The organism is Nocardia sp. NPDC005998, assembly GCF_040614395.1.
In the GTDB taxonomy this organism is placed as follows: Bacteria; Actinomycetota; Actinomycetes; order Mycobacteriales; family Mycobacteriaceae; genus Nocardia.
In genome coordinates this window covers 55,743-82,583 of record NZ_JBEXUI010000006.1, presented here as the reverse complement: position 1 = coordinate 82,583, position 26,841 = coordinate 55,743, and the positions used below count along the sequence as shown (strand labels likewise).

General features: G+C 66.8%; 9 protein-coding genes. 5 read left to right on the top strand and 4 right to left on the bottom strand.

The genetic code is table 11. The features are described 5' to 3' along the window. Positions 1-89 precede the first annotated feature (89 nt). Positions 90-14,402 (top strand): amino acid adenylation domain-containing protein, encoded by a 14,313-nt coding sequence (locus ABZ293_RS11810; protein WP_355179706.1) that lies wholly within the window; start codon positions 90-92, stop codon positions 14,400-14,402. A 67-nt stretch (positions 14,403-14,469) separates the two neighbouring features. Here the strand turns inward: ABZ293_RS11810 and ABZ293_RS11805 are convergent, their stop codons facing one another. From ABZ293_RS11805 to ABZ293_RS11790, 4 genes are all read right to left on the bottom strand, one after another. Continuing rightward, positions 14,470-15,345, bottom strand: coding sequence for a DUF559 domain-containing protein (locus ABZ293_RS11805; RefSeq protein WP_355179704.1), 876 nt, complete (start codon positions 15,343-15,345; stop codon positions 14,470-14,472). Between the two features lie 971 nt (positions 15,346-16,316). After that, positions 16,317-16,526: a DUF397 domain-containing protein gene (locus ABZ293_RS11800; RefSeq protein WP_355179703.1), complete on the bottom strand. Its 210-nt coding sequence runs from the start codon at positions 16,524-16,526 to the stop codon at positions 16,317-16,319. Between the two features lie 34 nt (positions 16,527-16,560). Beyond that, a complete protein-coding gene (locus ABZ293_RS11795) occupies positions 16,561-16,770 on the bottom strand; it encodes a DUF397 domain-containing protein (RefSeq protein ID WP_355179701.1) in 210 nt (69 codons plus the stop codon). Continuing rightward, positions 16,767-17,660, bottom strand: a complete 894-nt coding sequence (locus ABZ293_RS11790; protein ID WP_355179699.1) for a helix-turn-helix transcriptional regulator — start codon at positions 17,658-17,660, stop codon at positions 16,767-16,769. Before ABZ293_RS11790 ends, ABZ293_RS11795 begins: the two co-directional genes overlap by 4 nt. A 161-nt stretch (positions 17,661-17,821) precedes the next feature. Here ABZ293_RS11790 and ABZ293_RS11785 point away from each other — a divergent pair, with 161 nt between their 5' ends. From ABZ293_RS11785 to ABZ293_RS11770, 4 genes are all read left to right on the top strand, one after another. Continuing rightward, on the top strand, positions 17,822-18,034 hold the full coding sequence (locus ABZ293_RS11785; RefSeq protein ID WP_355179697.1) for a hypothetical protein: 213 nt from the start codon (positions 17,822-17,824) through the stop codon (positions 18,032-18,034). 133 nt (positions 18,035-18,167) lie between these two features. Continuing rightward, positions 18,168-18,500, top strand: coding sequence for a hypothetical protein (locus tag ABZ293_RS11780; protein WP_355179695.1), 333 nt, complete (start codon positions 18,168-18,170; stop codon positions 18,498-18,500). A gap of 259 nt (positions 18,501-18,759) precedes the next feature. Further along, positions 18,760-18,969: a hypothetical protein gene (locus ABZ293_RS11775; RefSeq protein WP_355179693.1), complete on the top strand. Its 210-nt coding sequence runs from the start codon at positions 18,760-18,762 to the stop codon at positions 18,967-18,969. A gap of 258 nt (positions 18,970-19,227) precedes the next feature. Next, positions 19,228-26,631 (top strand): amino acid adenylation domain-containing protein, encoded by a 7,404-nt coding sequence (locus ABZ293_RS11770; protein WP_355179691.1) that lies wholly within the window; start codon positions 19,228-19,230, stop codon positions 26,629-26,631. The last annotated feature ends 210 nt before the right edge of the window (positions 26,632-26,841 follow it).

Here is a 26,841-nt window from a genome sequence, read left to right as displayed (position 1 = left end):
CAAACCCGAGGAAGTAGCTCCCTGATGGTCGGCCTGTTCGAATGTGTGTTGGTGGCGTGCGCGCGCCGTGCGCGACCGGGGTTCGGCGCATGACGCGGCCGGATCGCGAGCGGCCCAACCGGACCCGACGCCCGCGGATCAAGACCCTGCCGCAGTTGCTGACCACCGCCGTCGAGGCCAATCCGGCGGGAGCCGCGATCGTCCTCGCCGATGCGACAACGACATTGGCGCGGCTGAGCTATGCCGAACTGGATGACCGGTCGACGCGCCTGGCGCGCTTGCTGATCGAGTCCGGTGTGGGGCCGGAGGATCTGGTCGCGGTCGGCATGCCACGGTCGGTGGAGTCGGTTGTCGCGGTGTGGGCGATCGCCAAGGCCGGTGCCGGATTCGTGCCGGTCGACCCGAACTATCCGGCCGATCGCGTCGCCCGCATGCTGTCGGACTCCGGTGCGGCACTCGGCCTCACCGTGGCCTCGGTCGGCGCGCGGCTACCGGATGGGCCACAGTGGCTCACCATCGATACTGCGGAGTTCGAGCAGCGGGTGGCGGGGTTTTCGGCGGAGCCGGTCAACTACGCGGACCGGATCCGGCAATTGCGTGCCGAACATCCGGCCTATGTCATCTACACCTCGGGATCGACCGGCACGCCCAAGGGTGTGGTCGTCACCCAGGCCGGTCTTTCGAACTTCTGCGATGAGCAGCGCGAGCGCTATCGGCTGACATCCGATTCGCGCACACTGCATTTCGCCTCACCCTCGTTCGATGCGTCGGTGCTGGAATTGCTACTCGCGCTGAGCCGGGGCGCGACGATGGTGGTTGCCGCGCCGACGGTCTACGGCGGTGCGGAATTGGCCGTGCTGCTGCGTCGGGAGCGGGTGACCCACGCCTTCATCACTCCCGCCGCACTCGCCTCGCTGCCGCCCGAGGGGTTGGACGAGTTGCGTGTGGTGGTCGCGGGTGGTGAGACCTGTCCGCCGGAGTTGGTGCAGCGCTGGGCAGTGCCGATCGCGAATGGCGTGATTCGGGAATTCTTCAATGGGTACGGGCCCACCGAGACCACCATGATGACCAATATCAGTGCGCCGATGGCACCCGGGCAGCCGGTGACCATCGGTGCGCCGATTCGTGGGATCACCGAATATGTGCTGGATGAGGAGCTTGCGCCGGTACCGGGCCGGGTCGTCGGCGAACTGTACATTTCCGGTGCGCAGGTGGCCCGCGGCTATCACGGCCAGCCGGGACCGACCGCCGCCCGGTTCGTGGCCGATCCGTTCGGCGCGCCCGGCGGCCGGCTCTACCGAACCGGCGATCTGGTGCGCTGGACGGCGGATCGGGAGCTGGAATACCTGGGGCGCAACGACTTCCAGGTGAAGATCCGTGGGTTCCGGATCGAACTCGGCGAGATCGATGCGGTGCTGGCCGCGCACGACAGCGTCGGGTTCGTGGTCACCGTCGGACATGAACAGGACAGCGGCGCAACGATTCTGGTGTCATATGTACGCACAGCCGACGGTAAATCGGTCGATACCGCCGAATTGACCGCGCTGGCCGCGCGGAAGTTGCCTGCCCATATGGTGCCCAGCGCCATTATGGAACTCGACGAGATTCCGCTGACCCCGGTCGGCAAGTTGGATCGGCGGGCGCTGCCCGCACCTCGATTGGCTACCAAGGCCTTCCGCGCGCCCTCGGGCGCGGTGGAGCCGGTGGTCGCCGAGCTCTTCGCCGAGGTCCTGGCACTGGATGTGCCGGTCGGCGCGGATGACGACTTCTTCGCACTCGGTGGCAACTCGCTGATCGGCACGCAGTTGATGGCGCGCGTCGGGGAGGCGCTGGATGCCATGGCGCCGGTGCGCCTGCTCTTCGAGGAACCGACCGTCGCCGGGCTCGCCGCCGCGGTGGCGCAGTACGAGGGGACCGGCGCCCGCCGGGCCTTGCGCGCCGGTCCGCAACCGGATGCCATTCCGCTGTCGCTGGCCCAGCAGCGGATGTGGTTCCTGAACCGGTTCGATCCGACTTCGGCGGCCTATAACATTCCGATCGCCGTGCGGCTCACCGGTGCGCTCGATGTGGCGGCGCTGCGGGCGGCGGTCGCGGATCTCGTCGCACGTCACGAGGTGCTGCGGACGGTGTATCCGCAGACCGAAGCCGGTCCGGTGCAGCTGATCCTGCCGGCGGCGGTACCCGAGCTGATGGTTCGAACGGTGCCGGCCGAACAACTCGAACCCGCGGTGCGCGAACTGCTCTCGACCACCTTCGAGGTCACCGTCGAAGTGCCACTGCGGGCCGGGCTCTTCGAGGTCGAGAAGGCAGATGCGCCAGCCGAATTCGTACTTGCGCTGGTGGTGCACCACATTGCCGGTGACGGCAGCTCGATAGGGCCGTTGACCCGGGATCTGATGACCGCCTACGCCGCTCGATCGGCGGGTTCGGAGCCGGGCTGGGCGCCGCTGCCGGTGCAGTACGCGGACTACAGCATCTGGCAGCGCGAGCTGCTGGGTAGTGAAAACGATCCGGAGTCGCTGGCGGCCGGGCAGATCGCCTATTGGCGCGACGCGCTCGCGGGGCTGCCGGATCAGCTCGAGCTGCCGATGGATCGGCCACGGCCCGCGATGCAGTCCTTCGCCGGTGGCAAGGTCGCGGTGCATATCGATGCCGAAACCCATCGGGCGCTGGCCGAATTGGCGCGCGCCGAGGGTGCGACGCTGTTCATGGTCGTGCACGCGGCATTGGCGGTACTGCTGGCCCGGTTGTCGGGTACCGATGACATCGCCGTCGGCACGCCGGTGGCCGGTCGCGGTGCTGCGGCATTGGACGAGCTGATCGGCATGTTCGTCAATACTCTGGTGTTCCGGACCCGGGTGGATGAGTCCGCGCCGTTCACCGAATTGCTCGCGCGGCAGCGCGAGACCGATCTCGCGGCATTCGCGAATGCCGATGTGCCGTTCGAACGGCTCGTCGAGGTGCTCAATCCGGTGCGCTCCACGGCGCGGCATCCGCTGTTCCAGGTGGGATTGTCGTTCCAGAATCTGGCCGCGACGAAGCTGGAGCTACCGGGACTGACCGTCTCGGGCGTGGATTTCGATGCGGCGGTATCGCAGTTCGATCTGCACTGGATCGTCGGCGATCAGTACGACGAGGCCGGTCGACCCGCTGGCATCCGGGGTGCGGTCACCTACGCGCGCGATCTGTTCGACGAGGCGACGGTGGCGCGTTTCGTGGCGCGTTTCGTGCGGATGCTCGGCGAGATCAGCGCCACGCCGAGTGTGGTCGTCGGCGAATTGGCAATGCTCGACGCCGCGGAACGGACCGAACTGGTATCCGGCCGGAATGCGACCGACCATGCGGTGGACCCGACGGCGACGCTGGTCTCGCTGTTCGATGCGACCGTCGCCGCGACACCGGGCGCGGTGGCGCTGATGGGTGCCGATGGCGAGCCGGTCAGCTATGGTGAGTTGGATGCGCGGGCGAATCGTCTTGCGCGGCATCTGATTTCGCGTGGTATCGGACCCGAGTCGCGGGTGGCGCTGGCCTTGCGGCGGTCGGTGGATCTGGTCGTCGCGATGTATGCGGTGGCCAAATCCGGTGCCGCGTATGTGCCGGTGGATCCGGATCAGGCCGCGGCGCGCACCGACTACATACTGGGCTCCGCGGCACCGGTCTGCGTACTGACCAATGCCGAAACGTCCTTCGATACCGCAATCGCACCGGTGGTCCGGCTGGACCGGCTCGACCTCGCCCGGTTGGCCGCGACGCCGATCGAGGACCGTGATCGGATCGCGCCGCTGCGCGCTGTCAATACCGCGTACGTGATCTTCACATCGGGCTCGACGGGTCGCCCGAAGGGCGTTGCGGTGTCGCATGCCGCGATCGTCAACCAATTGCTGTGGAAGACCGGCGAATTCGCGCTCGGTCCGGGTGATGCGGTGCTGTTGAAGACGGCTGCCACCTTCGATCTTTCGGTATGGGAGTTCTGGTCGGCGGCCGTCTTCGGCGGCCGATTGGTGCTCGCCGCGCCGGATGGACACCGCGACCCCGCCTATCTGAACGACCTGATGGCACGGGAATCGGTGACCACCCTGCATGCCGTGCCATCGATGCTGGATGCGCTGTTGACGGCCGGTCGGCTGCCGTTCACGCTGCGGCGTGTGCTGGTGATCGGTGAGGCGCTGCCCGCCGGTCTGGCGCAGCGGTTCCGGGCGACCTATCCGCAGAAGGAACTGTTCAATCTGTATGGTCCGACCGAGGCGGCGGTATCGATCACCAGCCATCGGGTGACGGATGCGGACACGGTGTCGGTGTCGATCGGTGCGCCGGAGTGGAACAGCCGTGTCCACGTGCTGGATTCGCGTTTGCGTCCGGTGCCGGTTGGCGTCTGCGGGGAGTTGTACCTGGCCGGTGCGCAATTGGCGCGCGGCTACTTCGGGCGGGTAGATCTGACGGCGGAGCGGTTCGTGGCGAACCCGTTCCAGCCGGGCGCGCGCATGTACCGCACGGGTGACCTGGTGGCGTGGAATGCCGCAGGGGAGTTGGAGTATCGGGGCCGCACCGACTTCCAGGTGAAGATCCGCGGGTTCCGGATCGAACTCGGCGAGATCGAGGCGGTGTTGACCGCGATACCGCAGATCGCGCAGGCGGCGGTCATCGCCGATGCCGATCCGCGCACGGGTGACCGGCTGGTCGCGTATCTGGTTCCCGCGGCGACCGATATCGATGTGGCGCGGGTGAAGTCGGCGCTGAGCGGTGCGCTGCCGTCCTATATGGTGCCTGCCGCCTACGTGGTCCTGGCCGAACTTCCGCGCACCGCCAACGGCAAGCTGGATCGAAAGGCATTGCCCGCACCGGAGTTCGAGACGCGAGTCTTTCGCGCGCCGTCGACGCCGATCGAGGAGATCATCGCCGCGGTGTTCGCCGATGTGCTCGGGGTGGATCGCGTCGGGATCGACGACGACTTCTTCGCACTCGGCGGCAATTCGCTGGTCGCCACGCAGGTGGCGGCGCGTGTCGGTACGGCACTGGATACGCAGGTGCCGGTGCGGATGTTGTTCGAGGCGACCACTGTCGCCGCACTTGCGGTCCGGGTCGAGCAGCGGGTCGGCTCCGGTGGGCGGGCGCCATTGATTGCGGGTCCGCGACCGCAGCCGGTGCCATTGTCACTGGCACAGCAGCGGATGTGGTTCCTGAACCAGTTCGATACCGCATCACCGGTGTACAACGTGCCGGTGGCGGTGCGGCTGTCCGGTGCGCTGGATATCGACGCACTGCGGCTGGCCGTCACCGATGTGGTGACCAGGCACGAGGTGCTGCGCACCGTGTACCCGGCCCGCGATGGCATTGCCCATCAGGTGATCCTGCCCGTGGGACAGGCGGTTGCCGACCTGGCCCCGGAAGATGTCACCGCGGGTGAGCTGCGCGAGCGGATCACCGAGCTGGTCGGTACCGGCTTCGATGTGACCGCCGAGGCGCCGGTGCGTATCGCACTGCTGCGCTGCGACGGCGATCATGTGCTGGTAGTCGTGGCGCATCACATCAGCGCCGATGGCTGGTCGATGGGTCCGCTGACCCGTGATCTGATGCTCGCCTATGTCGCGCGCGGCGGCGGATCGGCTCCGGCGTGGACGCCATTGCCGGTGCAGTACGCCGACTTCGCGATCTGGCAGCGCGCCGTACTCGGTTCCGAATCGGATCCGGATTCCCTTGCCGGACAGCAGGTGTCGTACTGGCGGCAGGCGCTCGCGGAGCTACCGGACGAGCTGAACCTGCCCGCGGATCGGATCCGGCCAGCGGTCCGCTCGTTCGTCGGTGGGCACTGCGATATCGCCATCGATCCGCAGCTGCACCGAGCGCTGGTCGATATCGCTCGCGAGCACAATGCCACGTTGTTCATGGTGGTTCACGCCGCTCTCGCGGTACTGCTCGCGCGACTATCGGGCACCGACGATATCGCCATCGGTACGCCGGTCGCCGGACGCGGTGCGGCCGAACTCGACGATGTCATCGGCATGTTCGTGAATACGCTGGTGCTGCGCACCGAGGTGCCGGGTGCGAGTACCTTCGCCGAACTGCTCGCGCACGTCAAAGACGTCGACCTACAGGCGTTCGCGCATGCGGATATCCCCTTCGAGCGTTTGGTGGATCTGCTCGAGCCGGAGCGCTCGACGTCGCGGCATCCGCTGTTCCAGGTGGCGCTGTCGTTCGAGAATCTGCCGGAGAGTTCCTTCGAGCTGCCCGGATTGCAGGTCGCCCCGGTCGATTTCGATATCGCGATCGAGAAATTCGATCTGTCGCTGGTGATTCGCGAGTCGAGCGCTGGCATGGTGGCCGCGTTCTCCTACGCGCGTGACCTTTTCGACGACGCGACGGTACGTGCCTTCGCGGACCGGTTCGTGCGACTGTTGGCGGGGATCGTCGCGAGTGCGGAAGTGCCGGTGGGTGAGCTGCCGATTCTCGCCGAATCCGAGGTCGAATCGCTGACCCGGGTGCAGCCGGACGATGTGATGGCCGGTGGGTTGTTGCCGGATCTGCTGGTGCGCGGATTGCACCATGGAGCCCGTCGGACCGCGGTTCGCTATCAAGGGCGTTCGATCAGTTACCGCGAGCTGGACGAGTACTCATCGCGGTTGGCCAGGGTGCTGATCGAGCGTGGTGTCGGTCCGGAAAGCCTGGTGGCGCTCGCCTTGCCGCGCTCGTACGAGATGGTTGCGGCCGTCTTGGCGGTGTCGAAGGCCGGTGGTGCGCATGTGCCGGTCGATCCGAATTATCCGGTGGATCGGGTGCGGTACCTGCTGACCGACTCGGCCGCGGTCGTCGGGCTCACCACCGCCGATTACCTCCCCGGCCTACCCGATGACGTGCACTGGCTCGCGCTCGATGACGCCGAGACGGATGCGTTGTGCGCCAGCAGATCCGCCGCACCGGTGACCGACACCGACCGGATCACGCCGCTGAAACTGCACCATCCGGCGTACGTCATCTACACCTCGGGTTCGACGGGTATGCCCAAGGGCGTCACCGTCACCCACGCTGGTCTCGGTGGTCTGCTCGATCACGCGGTAGGGCTGTACGGGCTCGAGTCGCACCATCGCTTCCTACACATCTGCTCGCCGAGCTTCGACCCATCGGTGCTCGAATGGCTGTGTGCCTTCTCGAGCGGCGCGACCCTGGTCATCGTGCCGCCGAAGGTGATCGGCGGCGCCGAACTCGGCGACCTGCTGCGCACCGAGCAGGTGACGCACGCGATCATCACTCCGGCGGTGCTGGGCACGGTGGATCCGGCCGGGTTGGATCAGCTCGAAATGCTGTCCGTCGGTGGCGATGTCACCACGCCGGAGCTGTTGGCCAAGTGGCAGCCGGGTCGCCGGTATTACAACGGCTACGGCCCGACCGAAACCACCATCATCTCCTCGTACGCGGAATTGACCGCAGGACAGCACATTACGATCGGCAAGCCGGTCAACGGCATGTCCGCGCTGGTACTCGACGCGCGGCTGAATCCGGTCCCGCCCGGCGTGACGGGTGAGCTGTATCTGGCGGGCGGTGCGCTGGCGCGCGGTTACCGGAATCGGCCCGGACTTTCCGCAGCGCGCTTCGTGGCCGATCCGTGGGGCGCGCCGGGCGCGCGGATGTATCGCACCGGTGACCTGGTCCGCTGGTACACACCAGCCGGTGCCACCGCGTTCGAGCTGGACTATGTGGGCCGCAGCGACTTCCAGGTGAAGGTCCGCGGCTTCCGTGTCGAACTCGGTGAGATCGATGCGGTGCTCGGCGGCCACGAGGACGTCGAATTCGCGGTCACCATCGGCCGCGCGACGGCGGCGGGTGGCACGGCGCTGGTGTCCTATGTGCTCGAGGCGACCGGCCGCACTGTCGATCCACAGGGGCTCACGGAGTTCGCGGCGCGCGTGCTGCCATCGCATATGGTGCCGTCCGCCGTGGTCGTCCTCGACGAGATCCCGTTGACCGCCAACGGCAAACTCGACCGCGACGCACTGCCCGAGCCGCAGTTGACGGCCACGGTGTCGCGGCTGCCGTCGGGTCCGCTGGAATCGCGGATCGCCGAGCTGTTCGCCCAGGTCCTGGGCGTACCGCAGGTCGGTGCCGAGGATTCCTTCTTCGCCATCGGCGGCGACAGCATCGTCTCGATCCAGCTGGTGGCACGGGCCAAGTCGGCCGGAATCGGCTTCACCCCGCGCGATGTGTTCGAGCAGAAAACCGTTGCGGGGCTGGCCCGGATCGCGGTCCTCGGCACGGAATCAGCGGCGACGGTGCTGGCCGAGCTGCCCGGTGGCGGCGTCGGCGAAATTCCACTCACTCCGGTGCTCGCCGGATTCCTGGCAGCCGGTTCGTTCCGCCGATTCGCCCAGACCATGGTGCTCGCGCTGCCGGCGGGTATCGATCGCGCCGGACTGGTCGCCACCCTCACCGCCGTGCTCGATCACCACGACATGTTGCGTGCCCGCATATGGCACAGCGACGGCCGGTGGCGCCAGGAGGTGCCGGCACCGGGAACCCTCGACGCATCGGCATCGATATCGGAGATGCACCTGCCCGCCGACGCGGCACCGCACCGAATCGGCAATGCCGCCGTGGCCGCCGCGCTGGCGGCACTGGATCCGGCCGCTGGCCGAATGCTCGGATGCACCTGGCTCCGTAGGCCGGACGGGCGCGATCTGCTCGTCGTCGCGGCGCACCACTATGTGATCGACGGGGTGTCGTGGCGGATTCTGATCCCGGATCTCATGACCGCCTGGGCGCAGTGCACCGCGGGGATGACGGTCGCATTGCCCGAGGTCGGTACCTCGTTCCGGCGCTGGGCACACGGTCTGGTCGAGGCAGCGGGCGCGCCATCACGGATTGCCGAACTCGACTACTGGCACGACGTGCTGGCCACACCGGATCCCCTGCTCGGCCACCGCGCACTCGATCCCGCCGTCGATACCAACGCGACGGTGCGGCAGGTGACCGTCGAGGTGCCGGTCGAGGTGGCCGATGCGGTACTCACCACGGTGCCCGCGCGGTACCGGGGCGGCGTCAATGACGGTCTGCTCGCGGCGCTGGCCATGGCGGTGCGGACCTGGCGAGCCCGACGCGGTATCGACGCCCAGGTCACCAAGGTGCGGTTGGAGGGTCACGGCCGCGAGGAAACCACGGTGCCCGGCGCCGATCTGACACGCACGATCGGCTGGTTCACCAGCGTGTACCCGGTCGCGCTCGAGCTCACCGGAATTGCCGAGGAGACCGCGGCGGTGCTGCGGTCGGTGAAGGAACAACTGCTCGCGGTGCCGGAGCGGGGCATCGGCTTCGGTCTACTGCGCCAGCTCAATTCGGCGACCGCCGAGGCGCTGTCCGGTGATCTCGGACAGATCGGCTTCAACTATCTGGGCCGAGTGGCCGCTGGCGGTGCGCCGGAGGGGCTGACCGATCCGGGCTGGCTCCCGTCCGGCGAGCTGGGTGAGCTGGACGGCGGCCAGGATCCCGCGCTGCCAGCGAATGCCGTGGTCGATATCAATGCGATCGTCGTCGATACCGATGCTGGACCACGGATGGACGTGGTGTTCCAGTACGCGAGCGAAATCCTCGGCGAGGCGGCGGTGCGCGAACTCGCCGACGACTGGCTGACCGCCCTGACCGCGGTCGCCCGGCACGTCGCGGACCCGTCCGCCGGTGGCCTGACGCCATCGGATGTGCCGCTCGTCCATGCCACCCAGCACGAACTCGATGCCTGGCGCGCGGACCATCCGGGCCTGGCCGATGTGCTACCTCTGTCGCCGCTGCAAACCGGCCTGCTGTTCCTGATGGAAATGCTGGCGGATTCGGCGGACCCCTATGTCATCCAGGTAGCGGTCGGGCTCGCGGGCGAACTCGACCTCGATCGCCTGCACCGTGCCGCCCAGGCGGCACTGGACCGGCATCCGAACCTGCGCAGCGCCTTCACCATCGGCGCGGACGGTAGGCCGGTGCAGCTGATCGCCAATGGCGTGCGGGTGCCGTGGCGCATGGTCACCGAGGTGCCGGATGCCGATCTGCCGGATCTGCTGGCCGCCGACCAGCGCACCGGATTCGATCCGGCCATCGCGCCACTGCTGCGATTCACGGTGTACCGCACCATATCCGGGGCCACCCAGCTGGTGCTGACCGCGCACCACATTCTGCTGGACGGCTGGTCGATGCCGCTGCTGATGAAGGATCTGCTGGTTCTCTACGCGACCAGGGGCGAGGCCGCGCAGCTGCCCGCCGCGCGGCCCTATCGCGACTATCTGGCGTGGTTGGCGCGCCAGGACCGCGAGCACACGCTGCGCGCATGGGATACCGCGATGGCGGGCGTCGAGCCGACGCTACTTGCCCCCGCGCTGGTGCGACCGGCAGTGCCGGACACTGGTTTCGGCAGGTCGGCATTCGAGCTGTCGGCGACCGAGACGGCGGCGCTGACCGCCTTCGCCGCCGCGGCCGAGGTCACCGTCAATACTGTGCTCCAGGCCGCATGGGGCGTGGTCGTCGCCGGTGTCACCGACCGTGCCGATGTCGTCTTCGGCGTCACGGTATCCGGTCGGCCACCGCAGCTCGACGGGGTCGACGAAATGGTCGGCCTCTTCGTCAACACCATCCCGGTGCGGGTCCGATTCGATTCGGCGACAACGGTTTCGCGGCTGCTCACCGAGCTGCAGGCGGAGCAGGCCGCACTGCTCGAACATCACTATCTCGGGTTGGCCGAGGTCCAGGGTGTCGCGGGCGGCAGCGAACTGTTCGATTCGCTGGTGGCCTACGAGTCGTATCCGGTCGATGCCGATGGCCTGCGGCAGGCGGGCAGTGCGATCGACGGCCTGCTGGTCACCGGGGTGCGTTCGGTCGACTACACGCACTATCCGGTCACGGTGCGGGCCGAACTGGGTGCCGGGCTGCGGGTGGAGGTGCTCTACCGCGGCGATACCGTCGCCGAATCGGCGGCGCGGGCGCTCACCCAGCGGTTGCGTGGCATGCTCGGCGAATTCGTCACCGCGCCACAGCTTTCGGTTGTCGCGGTGCGCGACGGCGTCGCCACCGACGTGCTCACCCAGGTTCGGTACTGGCGCACCGCACTGGCGGGTCTGCCGGATGAGCTGACATTGCCGATGGATCGACCGCGCGCGGCGGTGCCGTCCGATGCCGGTGCGCGGGTCGGGTTCGAGATCGGCGTGCACCTGCACGACGGGCTGCGCCGACTTGCCGAGACGCGCGATACCTCGATGTTCGTGGTGGCGCACGCGGCGTTCACGGTGTTGTTGGCTCGGCTGTCCGGCATGGCCGATATCGCGATCGGGACCACTGTGCGCACCGAAACTTCCAGTGCCACTGATGGTTTCGATAATATGGTCGTGTTGCGTACCGAATATGACGCCGGTGCTTCCTTCGACGCGTTGCTCGCCGCAATCGGTTCGGTCGACGCCGCCGCATTCGCCTATGTCGATGTGCCGCTCGACCAACTCGTCGAGGCGCTCGACCCGATCCGGGTGCCCGGCCGACATCCGCTGTTCCAGGTCGCGATGGGCTTCCAGGATGACGCCGATCCGATCGCGGTGGATCTGCGCCTTTCGCTCACCGAGCGGGTCGGCCCGCGCGGTGATACGCGCGGCATGCTGGCCGAATTCACCTATGCGACAGATCTGTTCGACGCCGCCACCGCACAGGGCTTCGCCGATCGATTCGGCCGGATCCTCGCCGCGGTGGTCGCCGATGCCACGGTGACCGTCGGCGATATCGATCTGCTCGGACCGGATGAACGCGACAGCGTGTTGCGCGAATGGAATGCGCGCGGTGCGTGGGTACCTGCCGCGACCCTGCCCGAGCTGATCGCCGATCAGGCCCGGCGGCGACCGGATGCGGTGGCCGTCCGCTCCGGCGACACCGCAACGACTTTCGCGCAGTTGCGGCGGCGGGCGAATCGGGTGGCCAGGGCGCTGATCGGCGCCGGCGCCGGACCGGAGTCGCTGGTGGCCGTCGCGGTTTCGCGCACCGAGGAGCTGCCGGTCGCCCTGCTCGGCGTGCTCACCGCCGGTGCGGCCTATCTGCCGATCGATACCACCTATCCGGCGCAGCGACTGGCCTTCGTGCTGTCGGACGCGGCTCCGGTCTGCGTGCTCACCACCGCGGCGCAACGCGCCGATGTGCCGGTCGGCGACCAGCCGGTGATCTTGCTCGAGGACACAGCGGAATTCGCCGATGGGCCGATCAGCGATGCCGACCGCAGCGCACCGCTGCTCCCGGACAATCTGGCCTACGTCATCTACACCTCGGGCTCCACCGGTGTGCCGAAGGGCGTCGGCGTCACGCACCGCAATGTGATCGAGCTGTGTGCCAATACCCAGCCGCTGTTCGGTTTCGACGAGACCGATGTGTGGACGCTGTTCCACTCCTTCGCCTTCGACTTCTCGGTATGGGAACTGTGGTGCGCACTGGCCACCGGCGGCACCGTCGTGGTGGTCGACTACCCGACCTCGCGCGCACCGGAGCTGTTCCGCGAGTTGCTGATCCGCGAGCGGGTGACCGTGCTGAACCAGACGCCGTCGGCGTTCTACCAGCTCATCGAGGCCGACCGGGCCGCACCGGAGGCCGAAGGCGAGTTCGCGCTGCGCCACGTCGTATTCGGCGGTGAGGCACTGGATCTGCGCCAGCTGCGGCGCTGGTACGACCGCCACCCCGCGGATGCGCCGCGGCTGGTCAATATGTACGGCATCACCGAAACCACGGTGCACGTATCGTTCCTGGCGCTGGACAAGCAGATTGCGGACAACCCGGCCAGCCTGATCGGGCGCGCACTGCCCGGTCTGGACGGCTATGTCCTCGATGAGCGGTTGCATCCGGTGCCGGTCGGTACACCGGGCGAGATCTATGTGGCCGGGGCCCAGCTGTCCAGGGGATATCTCGGCAGGCCGGGGCTGGCCGCCGTGCGGTTCGTCGCGAATCCGTTCGGCTCGCCGGGATCTCGCATGTACCGCACCGGTGACCTCGGGCGCTGGGGCAACTTCGACGAGGTGACCGGACTGGCCTACGCCGGACGCGGTGATCAGCAGGTCCAGTTGCGTGGCTTCCGAATCGAGCTCGGCGAGATCGAATCCGCGCTACTCGCCCAGCCATCGGTCAGCCAGTCCGTCGTCCTGGTCCGCTCGACCGAACGCCTCGGCGATCAGCTCGTCGGCTATGTGGTGCCCGCCTCCGGCGCCCGCATCGATCCGGATGAACTGCGCACACAGGTGGCCGAATTCCTCACCGGCTATATGGTCCCCGCCGCGATCGTGGTGCTCGATGTCATGCCGCTGACACCGAATGGCAAGCTGGATCGGCGCGCGCTGCCCGATCCGGCATTCGAGGCACGCCAGTACCGCGCGCCCGCCACGCCGATCGAGGAAGCAATCGCCACCGCCTTTGCGCAGGTGCTCGAGCTCGATCGATTCGGTATGGACGACAACTTCTTCGAACGCGGCGGCAATTCGCTGATCGCCACCAAGCTCACCGCGCGGCTGAGTTCGGTGCTCGGCGAGAAGATTCCGGTGATGCGAGTGTTTACCGCGCCGACGCCGGGCGAATTCGTCGCGGAAATGGCGCGCCGGGCCAGCGGTCAGGTCGAAGGCGAGGCGGCCTTCGATGTGGTGCTGCCGCTGCGGGCCAGTGGTTCGGCCGAACCGCTGTTCTGCATCCATCCGGTATCCGGTATCGCGTGGTCGTTCGCGGGTCTGGCCGCCTCCCTCGATGTAGATCGTCCGATCTACGGCGTGCAGGCGCCGACGCTGGCGATCGCGGCGGTGCTACCGGACACGATCGAGGAGTGGGCGCGCATCTATGTGGATGCGATCCGCTCGGTCCAGCCGCAGGGGCCGTATCACCTGCTCGGCTGGTCGATGGGCGGTGTCTTCGCGCACGAGATCGCGGTCCAGCTGCAGCGCGCGGGACAGCAGGTGGCCACGCTCGCGGTAATGGACAGTTATATGGCCGATCCGCCCGACGAACGCGCCCAGGGCGCGGGCTCGCCGGTGCCGGTGGCCGAGCTGATCGGCGGATTGCTCGGTGAACAGGCCGGTGACCTCGGCTTCGACACCGATGTGGACTGGGACGCACTGGCCGAACGACTGGTCGAACTGCCCGAGCCGTTCGCCTCCTTCGGCTCCGACCGGTTCACCCGGGTACTGGATACCGCAATACATTCGGTGGTCCTGCGCAATGACTATCGTCCGGCACGCTTCCACGGCGACGTCATCTACTTCACCGCGGCGCTCGACGACGCGACCGGTTCGATCGGTGCGTCGATCTGGGCCGAGGTGGTCCACGGCGCGCTGGACAACCACGCGGTCCCAACCACCCACTGGCGCATGACCACCGCCCCCGGTCTCGCCGAAATCGGCAAGGTGCTGACCCAGGTATGGCGCCCCAGGTAGGCGATCAAGATCAGGTGGAACTGGTGGCGGTAGCCTCTCGCGTTTTGCCACCATGATTTCCACGTGATCATCCGTCCAGTCGAGCACCCTGGGTGGTGAGGGCGGTGCGGATGCGGTCGAGGATTACGTGGGGGCGGTGGTGGAGGAGGGTGGCGTTGAGGCGGATTACTCGCCAGCCCTGGGCTTCGATGCGGGCTATGCGGTCGATGTCCTTGGTGCGTTGGGTGGGGTTGGTCCAGTGTTGGGCGCCGTCGTATTCGACGGCCACCTGCCACTTGCGCCAACCGAGGTCGACGCGCGCGATGAATTCGCCGTAGTGATCGCGGATCACCAATTGTGTTGTGGGGCGGGGTAAGCCGTTGTCTATCAGGAGTAAGCGTGTTTGGGTCTCGGGTGGGGATTCGGCGCCTGGATCGACGACGGCGAGCGTTGTGCGTAAGCGGTTGAGGAAACGTGCGCCCGGATGTTTCGATGCCAAGGTCGCAACCTCACCCGGTTCGAGTCCGGTGGCTGCACACAGTGCGTCCAGAATCGGTGTTGCCCGCTCGCGCGGCAGGCACCGGCCGAGGTCGAATGCTGTGCGCGCCGGAGTTGTGACGTTGAACCCGTCGACCTCACAGCATTCGCTCGGCTCGATAACTGAGCGGATAGCACGAATTCCGCAGGGCGGGCGGCAATGTCCGCCCCTGGCGATCTCCGCGGGTTGATCGGCATCGAGCCAGCGGGTGTTATGCATCGCGGCCGCCGAGCACCCGATCAGAACACCATCACCTTTCGCCCAATGCGCCGCCGCGCGGGCCATGCCTCCCGCATCGAGCGACCCCCCTTTGCGCATATAGACATCCGGAAACACCCGCACAAAGTTGTGCCGCAGCTCCCACCGCGTAACCAACCCCGCCGCCACCGCCCAAGACCCCACAAACGCCTCATCCAATACCCCCATCCCCCCACTATCCCCACCCCCACCGACAACCCGTCCAGCGATCAAGATCAGGTGGCACTGGTGGCGGCGGCTTCTCGGGCGATGCCGCCATAGGTGCCACATGATCATTTGTCCAGTTCGGATGTGGGGTGGTGGGGGTGCTTGTTTCTGGAGGACGCAACCACAGCCAGTTGACTGGGCTGGAAGCTGTGGGCCTGTCCACCTGGCTGCGGGAGGTAAGGCGGGTACGGCACACGACGCGCCCAGCACTGCACCGGTAAAACCACGGAACGCCAAACCATTCCGGGCCGGCAACCCGGGAAGTCGGTGCAGGACAACAGGACCTACCGCAGGCCAACCAACCCGAACGCACCCCTGTCCCGGATAGGCGAGCACTCGGGAATGTATTGGTGGAGGGGCGCTCTCGGCGTTTTTCCTGCGAGGATGCAGGTGATCGGTTGTCCAGGTTGGCACGTGGCCGGAACCAGCGCTGGAGATCGGCGTCAGTTGCCGCGTGTTGGGTCGAGGCTTTGTGTGCGGCGCTGAGTTCGGTGCGTGATGATGGCTATGCGGGCTGGTTGAACTCGCCAGCCTGCATGCCAGCGGTGAAAGCGTCCCACTGGTCAGGGGTGAAGATCAGTGCGCACTTGATGGGTTGTTGTGGTGGCTCTGGAGGGGTGGGTGGCCGGGGCGAGGGGTGCGTTCGGGTTGGGTAGGCTGCGGTAGGTCCTGTTGTCCTGCACCGACTTTCCGGGGTTGCTGGACCCGGAATGGTTTGGCGTCCGTGGTTTTACGGGTGCAGTGCTGGGCGCGTCGTGTGCCGTACCCGGCTTACCTTCCGCAGCCAGGTGGGCAGGCAGACGGCTTCCAGCGCGGTCGACTGGCTGTGGTTGCGTTCTCGAGCGTGTCGAGGGTAGTCGAATGGTGGTTGTGGGTGGGGGCGGCGACGTACCGTTTGACTACCCTCGGCGGGCCCGATCGCTTTTGAGATGCTATGCGGGACGGTGGAAGTTGCCAGCGTGCACGTTGGTGGTGAAGGTGGCCCACTCACCTGGTGTGAAGATCAGTGCGGGGTCGGTGGGGTTCTTCGAGTCGCGGACACCGACATGATCGGCTTCGAGCCAGGCGACTTGAACGCATTCACCGGCCGAACCGCTGCGCGAGGACTTGAACCACTGCGCGTCGGTCAGGTTGATAGTCATGGACCGTATCTCCTTGTGTGGCAGGGGCGGAGAGCTATGCGCGCTGGTTGAACTCGCCGTCGTGTACGCCAGCTGTGAAGGCGTCCCACTCGGCTGGTGTGAAGACCAGTGCGGGGCCGGTGGGGTTCTTCGAGTCGCGGATACCGACATGACCGGCTTCGAGCCAGGCGACTTCCACGCACTCGCTGCCGGTACTACTGCGCGATGACTTGAACCAGTGCGCGCCGGTCACGTCGATGGTCACCGGTCATATCTCCTTGCTACCTGCCTGAGCAGGTCCCTCGATGCTTGCTCGTCCAGTGTGGCACGTCGGAGGTCGTCGTGAATCTCGCGGCAACGCTGCACGTCGGCTTTGTCCTCGAGGAACATCGTTCCAAGTGTGTGTTCGGTGAAGACGACTGGAGGTTCCGTCCCGAAACTTCGGCTGTCTGTGGGGAAATCGAGAATGATATACGGCAGAACCGGAGCCATGTTGCCAGGAAACCCGGCCGCGAACGGCAATATCCGAACGGTGATATTCGGTCGGGTGCTCATATCGGCGATATGCCTCAGTTGCGTGGCCATGACTGCACGCGATCCGACGACTGTATGCAGAACGCACTCATGCAGGATGAACTCAGCCGCTATTGGTTTGTGTTGCCGAGTCAGAATCGAGGATCGTCGTAAGCGGACTTCGACTCGGCGTTCGAGATCTTCCGGTGTGTCACCCGGTAGAAACGGTTGTTCGATGGCCCTGGCATAGTCGATCAACTGAAACAGTCCGGGAACGATCATTGGCTGATAGAAGGTCAGCCGTGATGCGCCGGATTCCAGCCCGAGATAGGTGCTGTACCCAGATCGCATCAGATGGCGTATTCCCTGCCACCACGACTTCGTCGCGGTCTCTTGCGCAAGAGCTTTCAGCTCCTCGATCCGTTCCTCACTGAGGCCGTAGACGCGGCCGAACCCTTCGACGTCGCGCATTTTGACCTTGTCGTTGTGCCCCTTTTCGACACGTATTACCGAGGTCTTCCCCATCTCCATCTCGCGCGCAGCCTGCTCGAGCGTGAACCCGGCACCCTCGCGGGCCTCTCGCAGCGCGCGGCCGAGTTGGCGACGTGGCAGCGTCGAGTCCGGTTGATCCTCCCGCACCATGGCTCCCCATTTCCCCGCTTGGTCCGAAACGGCCCAGGTCGCAGTCCGGTTCGGACTTATCCCGTGTGTCGGCCGGTCCGAATTCTGGGCGAACCGGCAACTTTGATCGGACTGTCCACTTCGGACCCACTGACGCCGTGTGCGGGGAGCAACATAACCACATGGCCGAGCAACACGGAATCCTCAACGTCGCTCATGCGCGTGTCTTACGGGCGCTGAGCTGCGGAGGGATGCTTACAGAACAGCAGATCATGATCTCAGCGAGCCTTACGAAATGGAAGACGCGCCAAGCCCTGGCAAATCTCACCGACCGTGCGCTCGTCGTGACCACACAAGCGCGGAGGGGGCGCTACCAGATCACGCAGTTGGGCTGAAACACCTTGGCTACGAGGCCATTCGACTTCGGGCAGTCGGGGGTGTGAAGCAAGTGTGTGCCAAATGTGCGAATTGCCGCCTCGAATCTGCGTGTCTCCCAACGATGTTGGCGTATGAAACGGATCCGGCGGCATGACCGGGCGACAGATACTCGTTGCCGCGCCGCCGCTGTGCGATGCCGTGGACGTGACGTTGGCGCATGGTCTGTGGCAACGGCATCGTGCGTGCCGTATCGACCGGTGCGTGTGGAAGGCGGCGGCGTATCAGACGCTCGTGCTCGCCGGGCGGTTGGTTCCGCAGTCGATGAGCCCGCGTGAACGTGCCGCCGCGAGAGGTATCGATTACTCAATAGCGGCCGAGATCGCCGCACTACCGCCCGGCGGCCACTCACCGGGCACGTTGCGTGAGGTGCTGGAGGGGCTCGAGACCCTGGCGTGCGATCCGTACGACTCGCGAGCCCGATAGAGGTGGCCGGGAGCGAGCATCGCACCGAGGTAGACGGCTGGTCGGCCGAGTGGCAGGTAGACCAGTACCGCATTCGGATAACGCTGGTACGCAGCGGGGCCGAGAAACCCCTGGTTTCGTTCATGGTGGCTTCGGCCCCGGACCTGGTGCAGATGCGAGAGCGCTTTCCCGAGCTCTCGCGGTTATGGGACGCGATTCGGCATGGGTACTGGGCGGAAGTTGCACCGCCCCTGAGGAATTCACGAGGGCGGTTCGTTCGATGAGCGACGACAGGCGGCTTCAGCCGGAACCAACTGATTCCATATCGGTGCGGATTCGACAACTCACCGCGCGAGCCGGGCGTGTGGGATATCGGCTCGAACGCGCGTCCAGGGCGCCGTACGACTGGATGCTGCTCGACGCCGAAGACGGCGCGAATATCTATTCGACCGCAGACCTCGATCAGATCGAGCGGTGGCTCAACGAATGAAGTGAGGTGTGATTTTTCAATGGAGGAATACGCGTCGGAGACGTATACCTGTTATGTGACGTAGTTCACTGAGATGGGGGCGCATCGCAACATCGACCGTCTGAGACCGATACACATCTGTCACGTCTGCGCCCATGCGGCGCGGGCGCGACCGTGCATGCTGCAGGCTTATATGATGGCTCGGACTGCGGCCCCGGTGATGCCCTCCAAGGAGGGTGGGGCAGGTCCTAGCTCGACGCGAGAGGTAAATGCACTCGAATGGAAACTGCCCGCCGTTCCGCCCGTGGTAGTCGTCGCCGCAGGTCGGGCAGCCCGCTGTTCGCGCAGCTGCTCACCGCCGCGGTGGAGTCCGCGGCGACTTCGGTCGCGCTGCGGTTCAATCCGTCCGGCGATGCGGCCGATCAGCGTGAACTCACCTACCGTGAACTCGACGCCGCCTCCTCGCGGGTGGCGCGCGAGCTGATCGAGCGCGGGGTCGGCGCGGGCGATTTCGTCGCGATGGGCATTACCCGTTCGGTCGAATCGATCGTCGCGCTCTGGGCGATCGCGAAGACGGGCGCGGCCTATGTGCCGGTCGATCCCAACTATCCGCCGGACCGGATCGAGCACATCGTGACCGATTCGGGCGCCGAATTCGGCCTGACCACCAAGGCACATCGGGCCAAGCTGGGCACCTCGACCTATTGGATCGAACTGGATGATCCGGTGGTATCCGAGCGGATCGCCGCCCGGCCGGACCATCCGGTCTCCTATGCGGACCGGGTGCGCGTGGTGAATGAACAGCACCCCGCCTATGTCATCTACACCTCGGGTTCCACCGGTAAGCCGAAGGGGGTCGCGGTCACCCACACCGGTCTGGCCGGTCTGGCGGCGGTCGGTGAGCATTATCTGATCGACGCCGATGCGCGCGTGTCACATCTGAGTTCGCCCAGCTTCGACTTCTCGCTGATGGAGACGCTGTTCACCTTCTCGGTGGGTGCGACGCTGGTCATCGCGCCGCCGACGGTATTCGGCGGTGTCGAACTCGCCGATCTGCTGCGCCGCGAACAGGTCAGCCATCTGCTGATCACGCCCGGTGCGCTGGAATCGCTCGATACCGACGATCTCGATGATCTGCAGGTCGTGGTGGCCGGTGGCGACCGGCTCGGCGCAGATCTGGTGGCGCGCTGGGGCGATCACGGCCGGTCCATGTTCAATGCGTACGGGCCGAGCGAGGCGACCGTCATGGTCACCAGCACCGCGGCGCTGGTGCCCGGTGAGCCCGTCACCGTCGGCTCCGCAATTTCGGGCGTCGGCGCGTTCATTCTCGATTCCCGCTTGCGTCCGGTCCCCGCGGGTGTCGTCGGTGAGCTCTACGTCTCGGGTGCGGTGCTCGCACAGGGCTATCTCGGCCGCCCGGAGCTGACCGCGGAGCGCTTCGTGGCCAGTCCCTTCGGCACGGAGGCCGATAACCCGGGTGCGCGCCTGTACCGCACCGGAGATCTGGTGCGGCGCACCGACGCCGGTGTGCTGGAGTATCTGGGCCGCTCCGATTTCCAGGTCAAGATTCGCGGCCTGCGCATCGAACTCGGCGAGATCGACAATGTGCTCACCGCCCATCCGGATGTCGACTTCGCGGCCACCCTCGGCAAGACCCTGCCCTCGGGCACGACCGCGCTGGTGTCCTATGTGCTGCCGCGCGCCGGTAGCACCGTCGATACCGGTGCGCTGGCGGACCATATCGGGGAGTCGTTGCCCGACTACATGATTCCGGCCGCCATCATGGTGCTGGATGAGATTCCGCTCACCCCGGTCGGCAAGGTGGACCGGGCGGCGCTGCCCGAACCGGTCTTCGCGGCGCGGCAGTTCCGTGCGCCCTCGACACCGGTCGAGGAGATCGTCGCCGAGGTCTTCGCGGCCCTGCTGCTCGGTGGTGCGCAGGATGCGCGCGTCGGCGCGGATGACGATTTCTTCGAACTCGGCGGCAATTCGCTGCTGGCCGCACAGGCGGCCGCGCGCATCGGTTTCGCACTCGACGTGCGGGTGCCGGTGCAGGTGATCTTCGAGGCGTCCACGGTCTCGGTGCTGGCCGAACGGGTTGAGCAGCATGCGGGTTCGGCCAGCGGCCGGGCGCTCACCGCGCAGACCCGCCCCGACCGGATTCCGCTGTCCTACGCACAGCAGCGGATGTGGTTCCTGAACCGCTTCGATGCCGCGAGCGCGGTCAACAACATTCCGCTCGCGGTGCGGCTGTCCGGGCGACTGGATATCGATGCCCTGCGGGCCGCGGGGCGCGATCTGGTCGAGCGGCACGAGGTGCTGCGCACCATCTACCCGGAGATCGACGGCGAGGGCTTCCAGGTCGTGCTGCCCGCGGGCGATGCGCGCGCGGTGCTGGAACTCGCGGTGACCAGCGCGGCCACACCGGAACTTTCGGATCTGATCATCGCCGAGGTGCTGGCCGGATTCGATGTCACGACCGCGCCGCCGGTGCGCCTGCGGCTGTTCCAACTCGACGAATCCGAATACGTGCTGGTCTGCGTGGTACACCACATCGCGGCGGACGGTTTCTCGCTCGGCCCGCTGGCCCGGGATCTGATGTCGGCCTATTCCGATCGGGTGCGCGGCGGACGGCCGGAGTGGCCGCCGCTCGCTGTGCAATACGCCGACTACACCATCTGGCAGCGCGAAACCCTGGGCAGCGAGGACGATCCGGAATCGGTCCTCGCCCAGCAGATCGCCTACTGGCGCAACGAATTGGCCGCGCTGCCGGAACAATTGGATCTGCCCGCGGATCGACCACGTCCGGCCGCCGCGTCCAACCAGGGTGCCGTCATCGCCTTCGAGGTCGGCCCGGACGTCCACGCCCGACTGAATCAGCTTGCGCACGAGCATAATTCGACGCTCTTCATGGTCGTGCACGCGGCGCTCGCGGTGCTGCTCGCCCGGCTGTCGGGCACCCGCGACATCGCGGTGGGCACCCCGGTGGCCGGTCGTGGCGAGGCGGCGCTGGACGATCTGATCGGCATGTTCGTCAACACCCTGGTGTTGCGGACCGAGATCGATCCCGCCATGACCTTCGACGAGCTGCTGCGCGCGGTGCGCAAGACCGACGTCGCGGCCTTCGGCCATGCCGATGTGCCGTTCGAGCGGCTGGTCGAGCTGCTGGATCCGGTGCGCTCGGCGGCTCGGCATCCGCTGTTCCAGGTGATGCTGGTATTCCAGAATCTGGCGCGCACCGAACTGGAGCTGCCGGGGCTGACCGTGTCGAGCGTGGATCACGCGGTATCGCTGGCGAAGTTCGATCTGCAGCTGGAGATCGCGGAAAATGCCGACCAGCAGGGGATGTCGGCGACCTTCACCTATGCCACCGATCTGTTCGACGCCGCGACCGTGCAGGACTTCGCCGATCGCTTCCTGCGCGTACTGTCCGCGGTGGCGGCCGATTCCGACGCGGTGCTCGGCGATATCGACCTGCTCGCCCCCGGCGAGCGCGAGCTGGTTCTGCACGAATGGAATTCGGACGGGGCGACGGTGCCCGACGTGACCCTGGTCGACCTCATCCAGGAGCAGGCGCGCCGCCGTCCGGATGCGATCGCGGTCCGATTCGGCGATACCGCACTGAGTTTCGGTGAACTGCAGCGGCGCGCGAACCGGGTGGCGCGGGCGCTGATGGCGCGCGGCGCCGGGCCGGAATCGCTGGTGGCCGTTGCCGTGGGGCGGACCGAACAGCTGCCCACTGCACTGCTCGGTGTGCTCACCGCCGGCGCCGGATACCTGCCGATCGACACCACCTACCCGGCGCAGCGGCTCGAGTTCATGCTCACCGACGCCCAGCCGACCTGCGTGCTGACCACCGCCGATCTGATGGCCGATATTCCGGCGACGGAGCTGCCGATCGTGCTGCTGGAGGACACCGCGGGCTTCGGCGAATCGTCGATCACCGATATCGAGCGCACGGCCCGGCTGCGTCCGGACAATCTGGCCTACGTCATCTACACCTCGGGCTCCACCGGTGTGCCGAAGGGCGTCGGTGTGGCCCACCGCAATGTGGTGGAGCTGTTCGCCAATACCCAGTTGATGTTCGAATTCGACGAGACCGATGTGTGGACGCTGTTCCACTCCTTCGCCTTCGACTTCTCGGTGTGGGAACTGTGGTGCGCGCTCGCCAATGGCGGCACCGTCGTGGTCGTCGACTATCTGACCTCCCGCTCCCCGGAACAGTTCCGCGAGTTGCTGATTCGCGAACAGGTCACGGTGCTCAACCAGACGCCGTCGGCGTTCTACCAGCTCGCCGAGGCCGACCGCGCCTCGCACGCGGGCGATCAGGGCAAATTCGCATTGCGCTATGTCGTATTCGGCGGCGAGGCACTGGATCTGCGGCAGCTGCGGCGCTGGTACGAGCGGCACCCCTACAACGCGCCGTGGCTGGTCAATATGTACGGCATCACCGAAACCACGGTGCACGTGTCGTTCCTGGCGCTGGACGAGCAGCTTGCCGAGAATCCGGCCAGTGCCATCGGCCGCGCGCTGCCCGGCCTGGAGAGCTATGTGCTCGACGATCGCGTGCATCCGGCTCCGGTCGGGGTGGCCGGCGAAATCTATGTCAGCGGTGCGCAGCTGTCCCGCGGCTACCTCGGTCGGCCCGGACTCGCCGCGACCCGCTTCGTGGCCAATCCGTTCGGGGCGCCGGGCTCGCGCATGTACCGCACCGGCGACCTCGGCCGCTGGGCCGGCTTCGGTGGTCAGGCGAATCTCGAATACGCCGGTCGCAGCGACCAGCAGGTGCAGTTGCGCGGCTTCCGTATCGAACTCGGTGAGATCGAGGCGGCGCTGCTCGCTCAGTCCGGGGTCAGCCAGTCCGTCGTGCTGGTGCGCTCCGACGAGCACGCCGGTGACCGGCTGGTCGGATATGTGGTGGCCGAGGCCGATGCGCAATTGGACGACACCGAACTGCGTGCCGCCGTTGCCGAATTCCTCACCAGCTATATGGTTCCCGACGCGATCGTCGTACTGGACGCACTGCCGCTGACCCCGAACGGCAAACTGGACCGAAAGGCGCTGCCCGCACCGGAATTCGTCAGCGGCGTCACCTACCGTGCCCCGCAGACGCCCATCGAACAGGCCGTTGCCAGCGTGTTCGGCGGACTGCTCGGTGTGCGCGATGTCGGCCTCGACGACGACTTCTTCGGTCTGGGCGGCAATTCGCTGCTGGCCACCAGGGCGGTCAGCCGGATCAATGAGGCGCTGGACGCGAATGTCTCGGTGCGCGAACTCTTCGAGGCCTCGACCGTCGCGGCGCTGTCCGCCCGGATCGTGCCCGGTTCGTCGAACGGTTCCCGTGCGCCGCTGGTTGCGTCGGTGCGTCCCGAGCGGGTGCCGCTGTCGCTGGCCCAGCAGCGCATGTGGGTGCTCAACCAGTTCGATACCCGCTCGGCGGCCTACAACATCCCGCTGGCCATCGGTCTGACCGGTGCGCTCGATGTGCAGGCGCTGCGCGATGCGGTCGCCGATGTGCTGGAACGGCACGAGGCGCTGCGTACCCGCTACCCGGCGACGGGTCCGGGTGGGCTGCCGTACCAGCAGATCCTGCCGGTCGCCGAGGCCTGGCCGGGCGGGCTCACGGTCGAGTCGACCACCGAACCCATTGTGCGCATCACCGAGCTGATGTCGACCGGATTCGATGTGACCGAACAGGTTCCGGTGCGCGGCGCGCTGCTGCGCGGCGCTAGTGCCGATCATTTGGCTCCGAACCGGCATCTGCTGGCCATGGTGGTGCACCACATTTCGGCCGATGGCGCCTCGATGGCCCCGCTGGCCCGCGATCTGATGCTCGCCTACGCCGCGCGCTGTGCGGGCAATGTCCCGACCTGGACACCGCTCGAGGTGCAGTACGCCGACTTCGCGCTCTGGCAGCGCGAGGTCATCGGCAGCGATGACGACGAGAATTCGGTGGCCGCACAGCAATTGGCCTACTGGCGCGAACAGCTGGCCGGACATTCCGGCGCGCTGGAGCTGCCACTGGACCGGCCGCGCCCCGCGGTGCCGTCCATGCGCGGCGCGTCGACCGGTTTCACCCTCTCGCCCGAGGTGCACGCCGGGTTGATCCGCATTTCCCGCGAACACAATTCGTCGCTGTTCATGGTCGTGCACGCCGCGCTCGCGGTGCTGCTCGCGCGGTTGTCGGGCAGCTCCGATATTACGATCGGCACCCCGATCGCCGGCCGTGGCGAGCGCGCGCTCGATGATCTGGTCGGTATGTTCGTCAACACCCTGGCGCTGCGCACCGCGACCGAATCGGCGACCACCTTCGACGCCCTCGTCGAACATGTTCGCGAAACCGATCTTTCGGCCTTCGGCAATGCCGATATCCCGTTCGAGCGGGTGGTCGAGGTGGTGCTGCCGAACCGCGCGACCTCGCACAATCCGCTCTTCCAGGTGGTGCTGTCGTTCGACAATATCGAGCCGCCGCGGTTGGAACTGCCCGGTCTCACAGTTGCGGCACTGGATACCGGCGCCGTCGCGGCGAAGTTCGATCTGCAGCTGACCATCGAGCCGCGCCATCGCGAGGACGGTGCACCAGGTGAGCTGGTCGCGGTATTCAATTACGCGACGGACCTTTTCGACGAGTCGACGGTGCAGGCGTTCGGCCGCAGGCTGACCCGCATCTGCACCGCCGTGGTGGCGGATGCGCAGGTCAGCGTCGGCGATATCGATATCCTCGATGCGGCCGAGCGCGATCGCGGCGCGGCCGCACCGGACAGCGCGCTGGAGCAGGCCGCCGACGGTGTTCCGGTCACCAGCGGTGCGGCGCTGACCCAGGCGCTGGCCGCCGCGGTGGAGGACGATCCGGACGGGCCCGCGGTGGTCTTCGGGGAGGACGCCGTGTCCTTCCAGGAGCTCGACGCCAGGTCCTCGCGACTGGCGCGGGTGCTGATCGCCCGTGGCTGCGGGCCGCGCACCGGTGTCGCGATCCGGCTCGATCGGAGTGTGGACGCGGTGGTCGCCGCCTGGGCGGTGCTCAAGGCGGGTGCCGCACTGGCCCCGGTCACCGCATTCGACGGACCACCGCTGGCGAGTGCCCGCAGCGCGGCACTGCCCGACGGGTTGGAAATCAAGGTCGGCCTGACCATCGGCCACGCTCCCATCGATACCGGCGGCATCGACTGGCTCGCCCTCGACGATCCGGCCGTACTCGGTGCGATCGCCGCCGAATCGCCGCGACCGGTGACCTATGCGAACCGGACCCAGGCGCTGCGCGGTGAGGATCCGGCCTTCGTGGCCGGGGTGACGCTGTCCTACAACGACATCGCGCTGGCGACCAAGCGACTGCGGGCGCGCACCGAGCTGACCTTCGAATCGCGTCTGTTCCGGTATGGCCGCGCGGATTCCGCGGCTGCGCTGCTGGAGGTCGTCGCGGCCGGTGAGAACGGTGCGTCGGTGGTGCTGACGGCGGGCGGTGAGCTGGACAGCGTAACGCTGTCGGCACTGTTGGCCGACGAATGGGTGACGCATCTGTTCATCGATCGTTCCGGCCTCGGAACCGTCGATGTGACGGGGCTGGAGGATCTACAAGCCGTGGTGCTCGACGATGGCGCGCCCGCGCCGGAATTCGGCGCCGTCGCGGCCGTCGTCGAAGTCGGTGCGCTGCTGGGCGTCCAGAGGCCGGGCGACCCGAGTTGATCTTCCACGCAGAAGATCCATTGGCCTGTGTGCGCACAGGTCGACACCGGCGGCGACCGGTTGGCGAAGTGACGATGGGCGAGGTGAGGAAAGTTCCTATGGTTGGGGTGCCGGGATATCGGGTGCTTGGACAGGAGCGGGCGCATCAGCGTCACGGTCTGATGCGGACAGCGTTGTATTCCGCGACCCGCGGGCAGTCGCTCGGAGGGA

Excerpts from the sequence above, each read along its gene's own strand:
- ABZ293_RS11770 (WP_355179691.1), top strand. The coding sequence starts at position 19,228 with ATGGAAACTGCCCGCCGTTCCGCCCGTGGTAGTCGTCGCCGCAGGTCG.
- ABZ293_RS11810 (WP_355179706.1), top strand. The coding sequence starts at position 90 with ATGACGCGGCCGGATCGCGAGCGGCCCAACCGGACCCGACGCCCGCGG.
- ABZ293_RS11800 (WP_355179703.1), bottom strand. The coding sequence starts at position 16,526 with ATGACTATCAACCTGACCGACGCGCAGTGGTTCAAGTCCTCGCGCAGC.
- ABZ293_RS11805 (WP_355179704.1), bottom strand. The coding sequence starts at position 15,345 with ATGGGGGTATTGGATGAGGCGTTTGTGGGGTCTTGGGCGGTGGCGGCG.
- ABZ293_RS11775 (WP_355179693.1), top strand. The coding sequence starts at position 18,760 with ATGAGCGACGACAGGCGGCTTCAGCCGGAACCAACTGATTCCATATCG.
- ABZ293_RS11780 (WP_355179695.1), top strand. The coding sequence starts at position 18,168 with ATGACCGGGCGACAGATACTCGTTGCCGCGCCGCCGCTGTGCGATGCC.
- ABZ293_RS11785 (WP_355179697.1), top strand. The coding sequence starts at position 17,822 with ATGGCCGAGCAACACGGAATCCTCAACGTCGCTCATGCGCGTGTCTTA.
- ABZ293_RS11790 (WP_355179699.1), bottom strand. The coding sequence starts at position 17,660 with ATGGTGCGGGAGGATCAACCGGACTCGACGCTGCCACGTCGCCAACTC.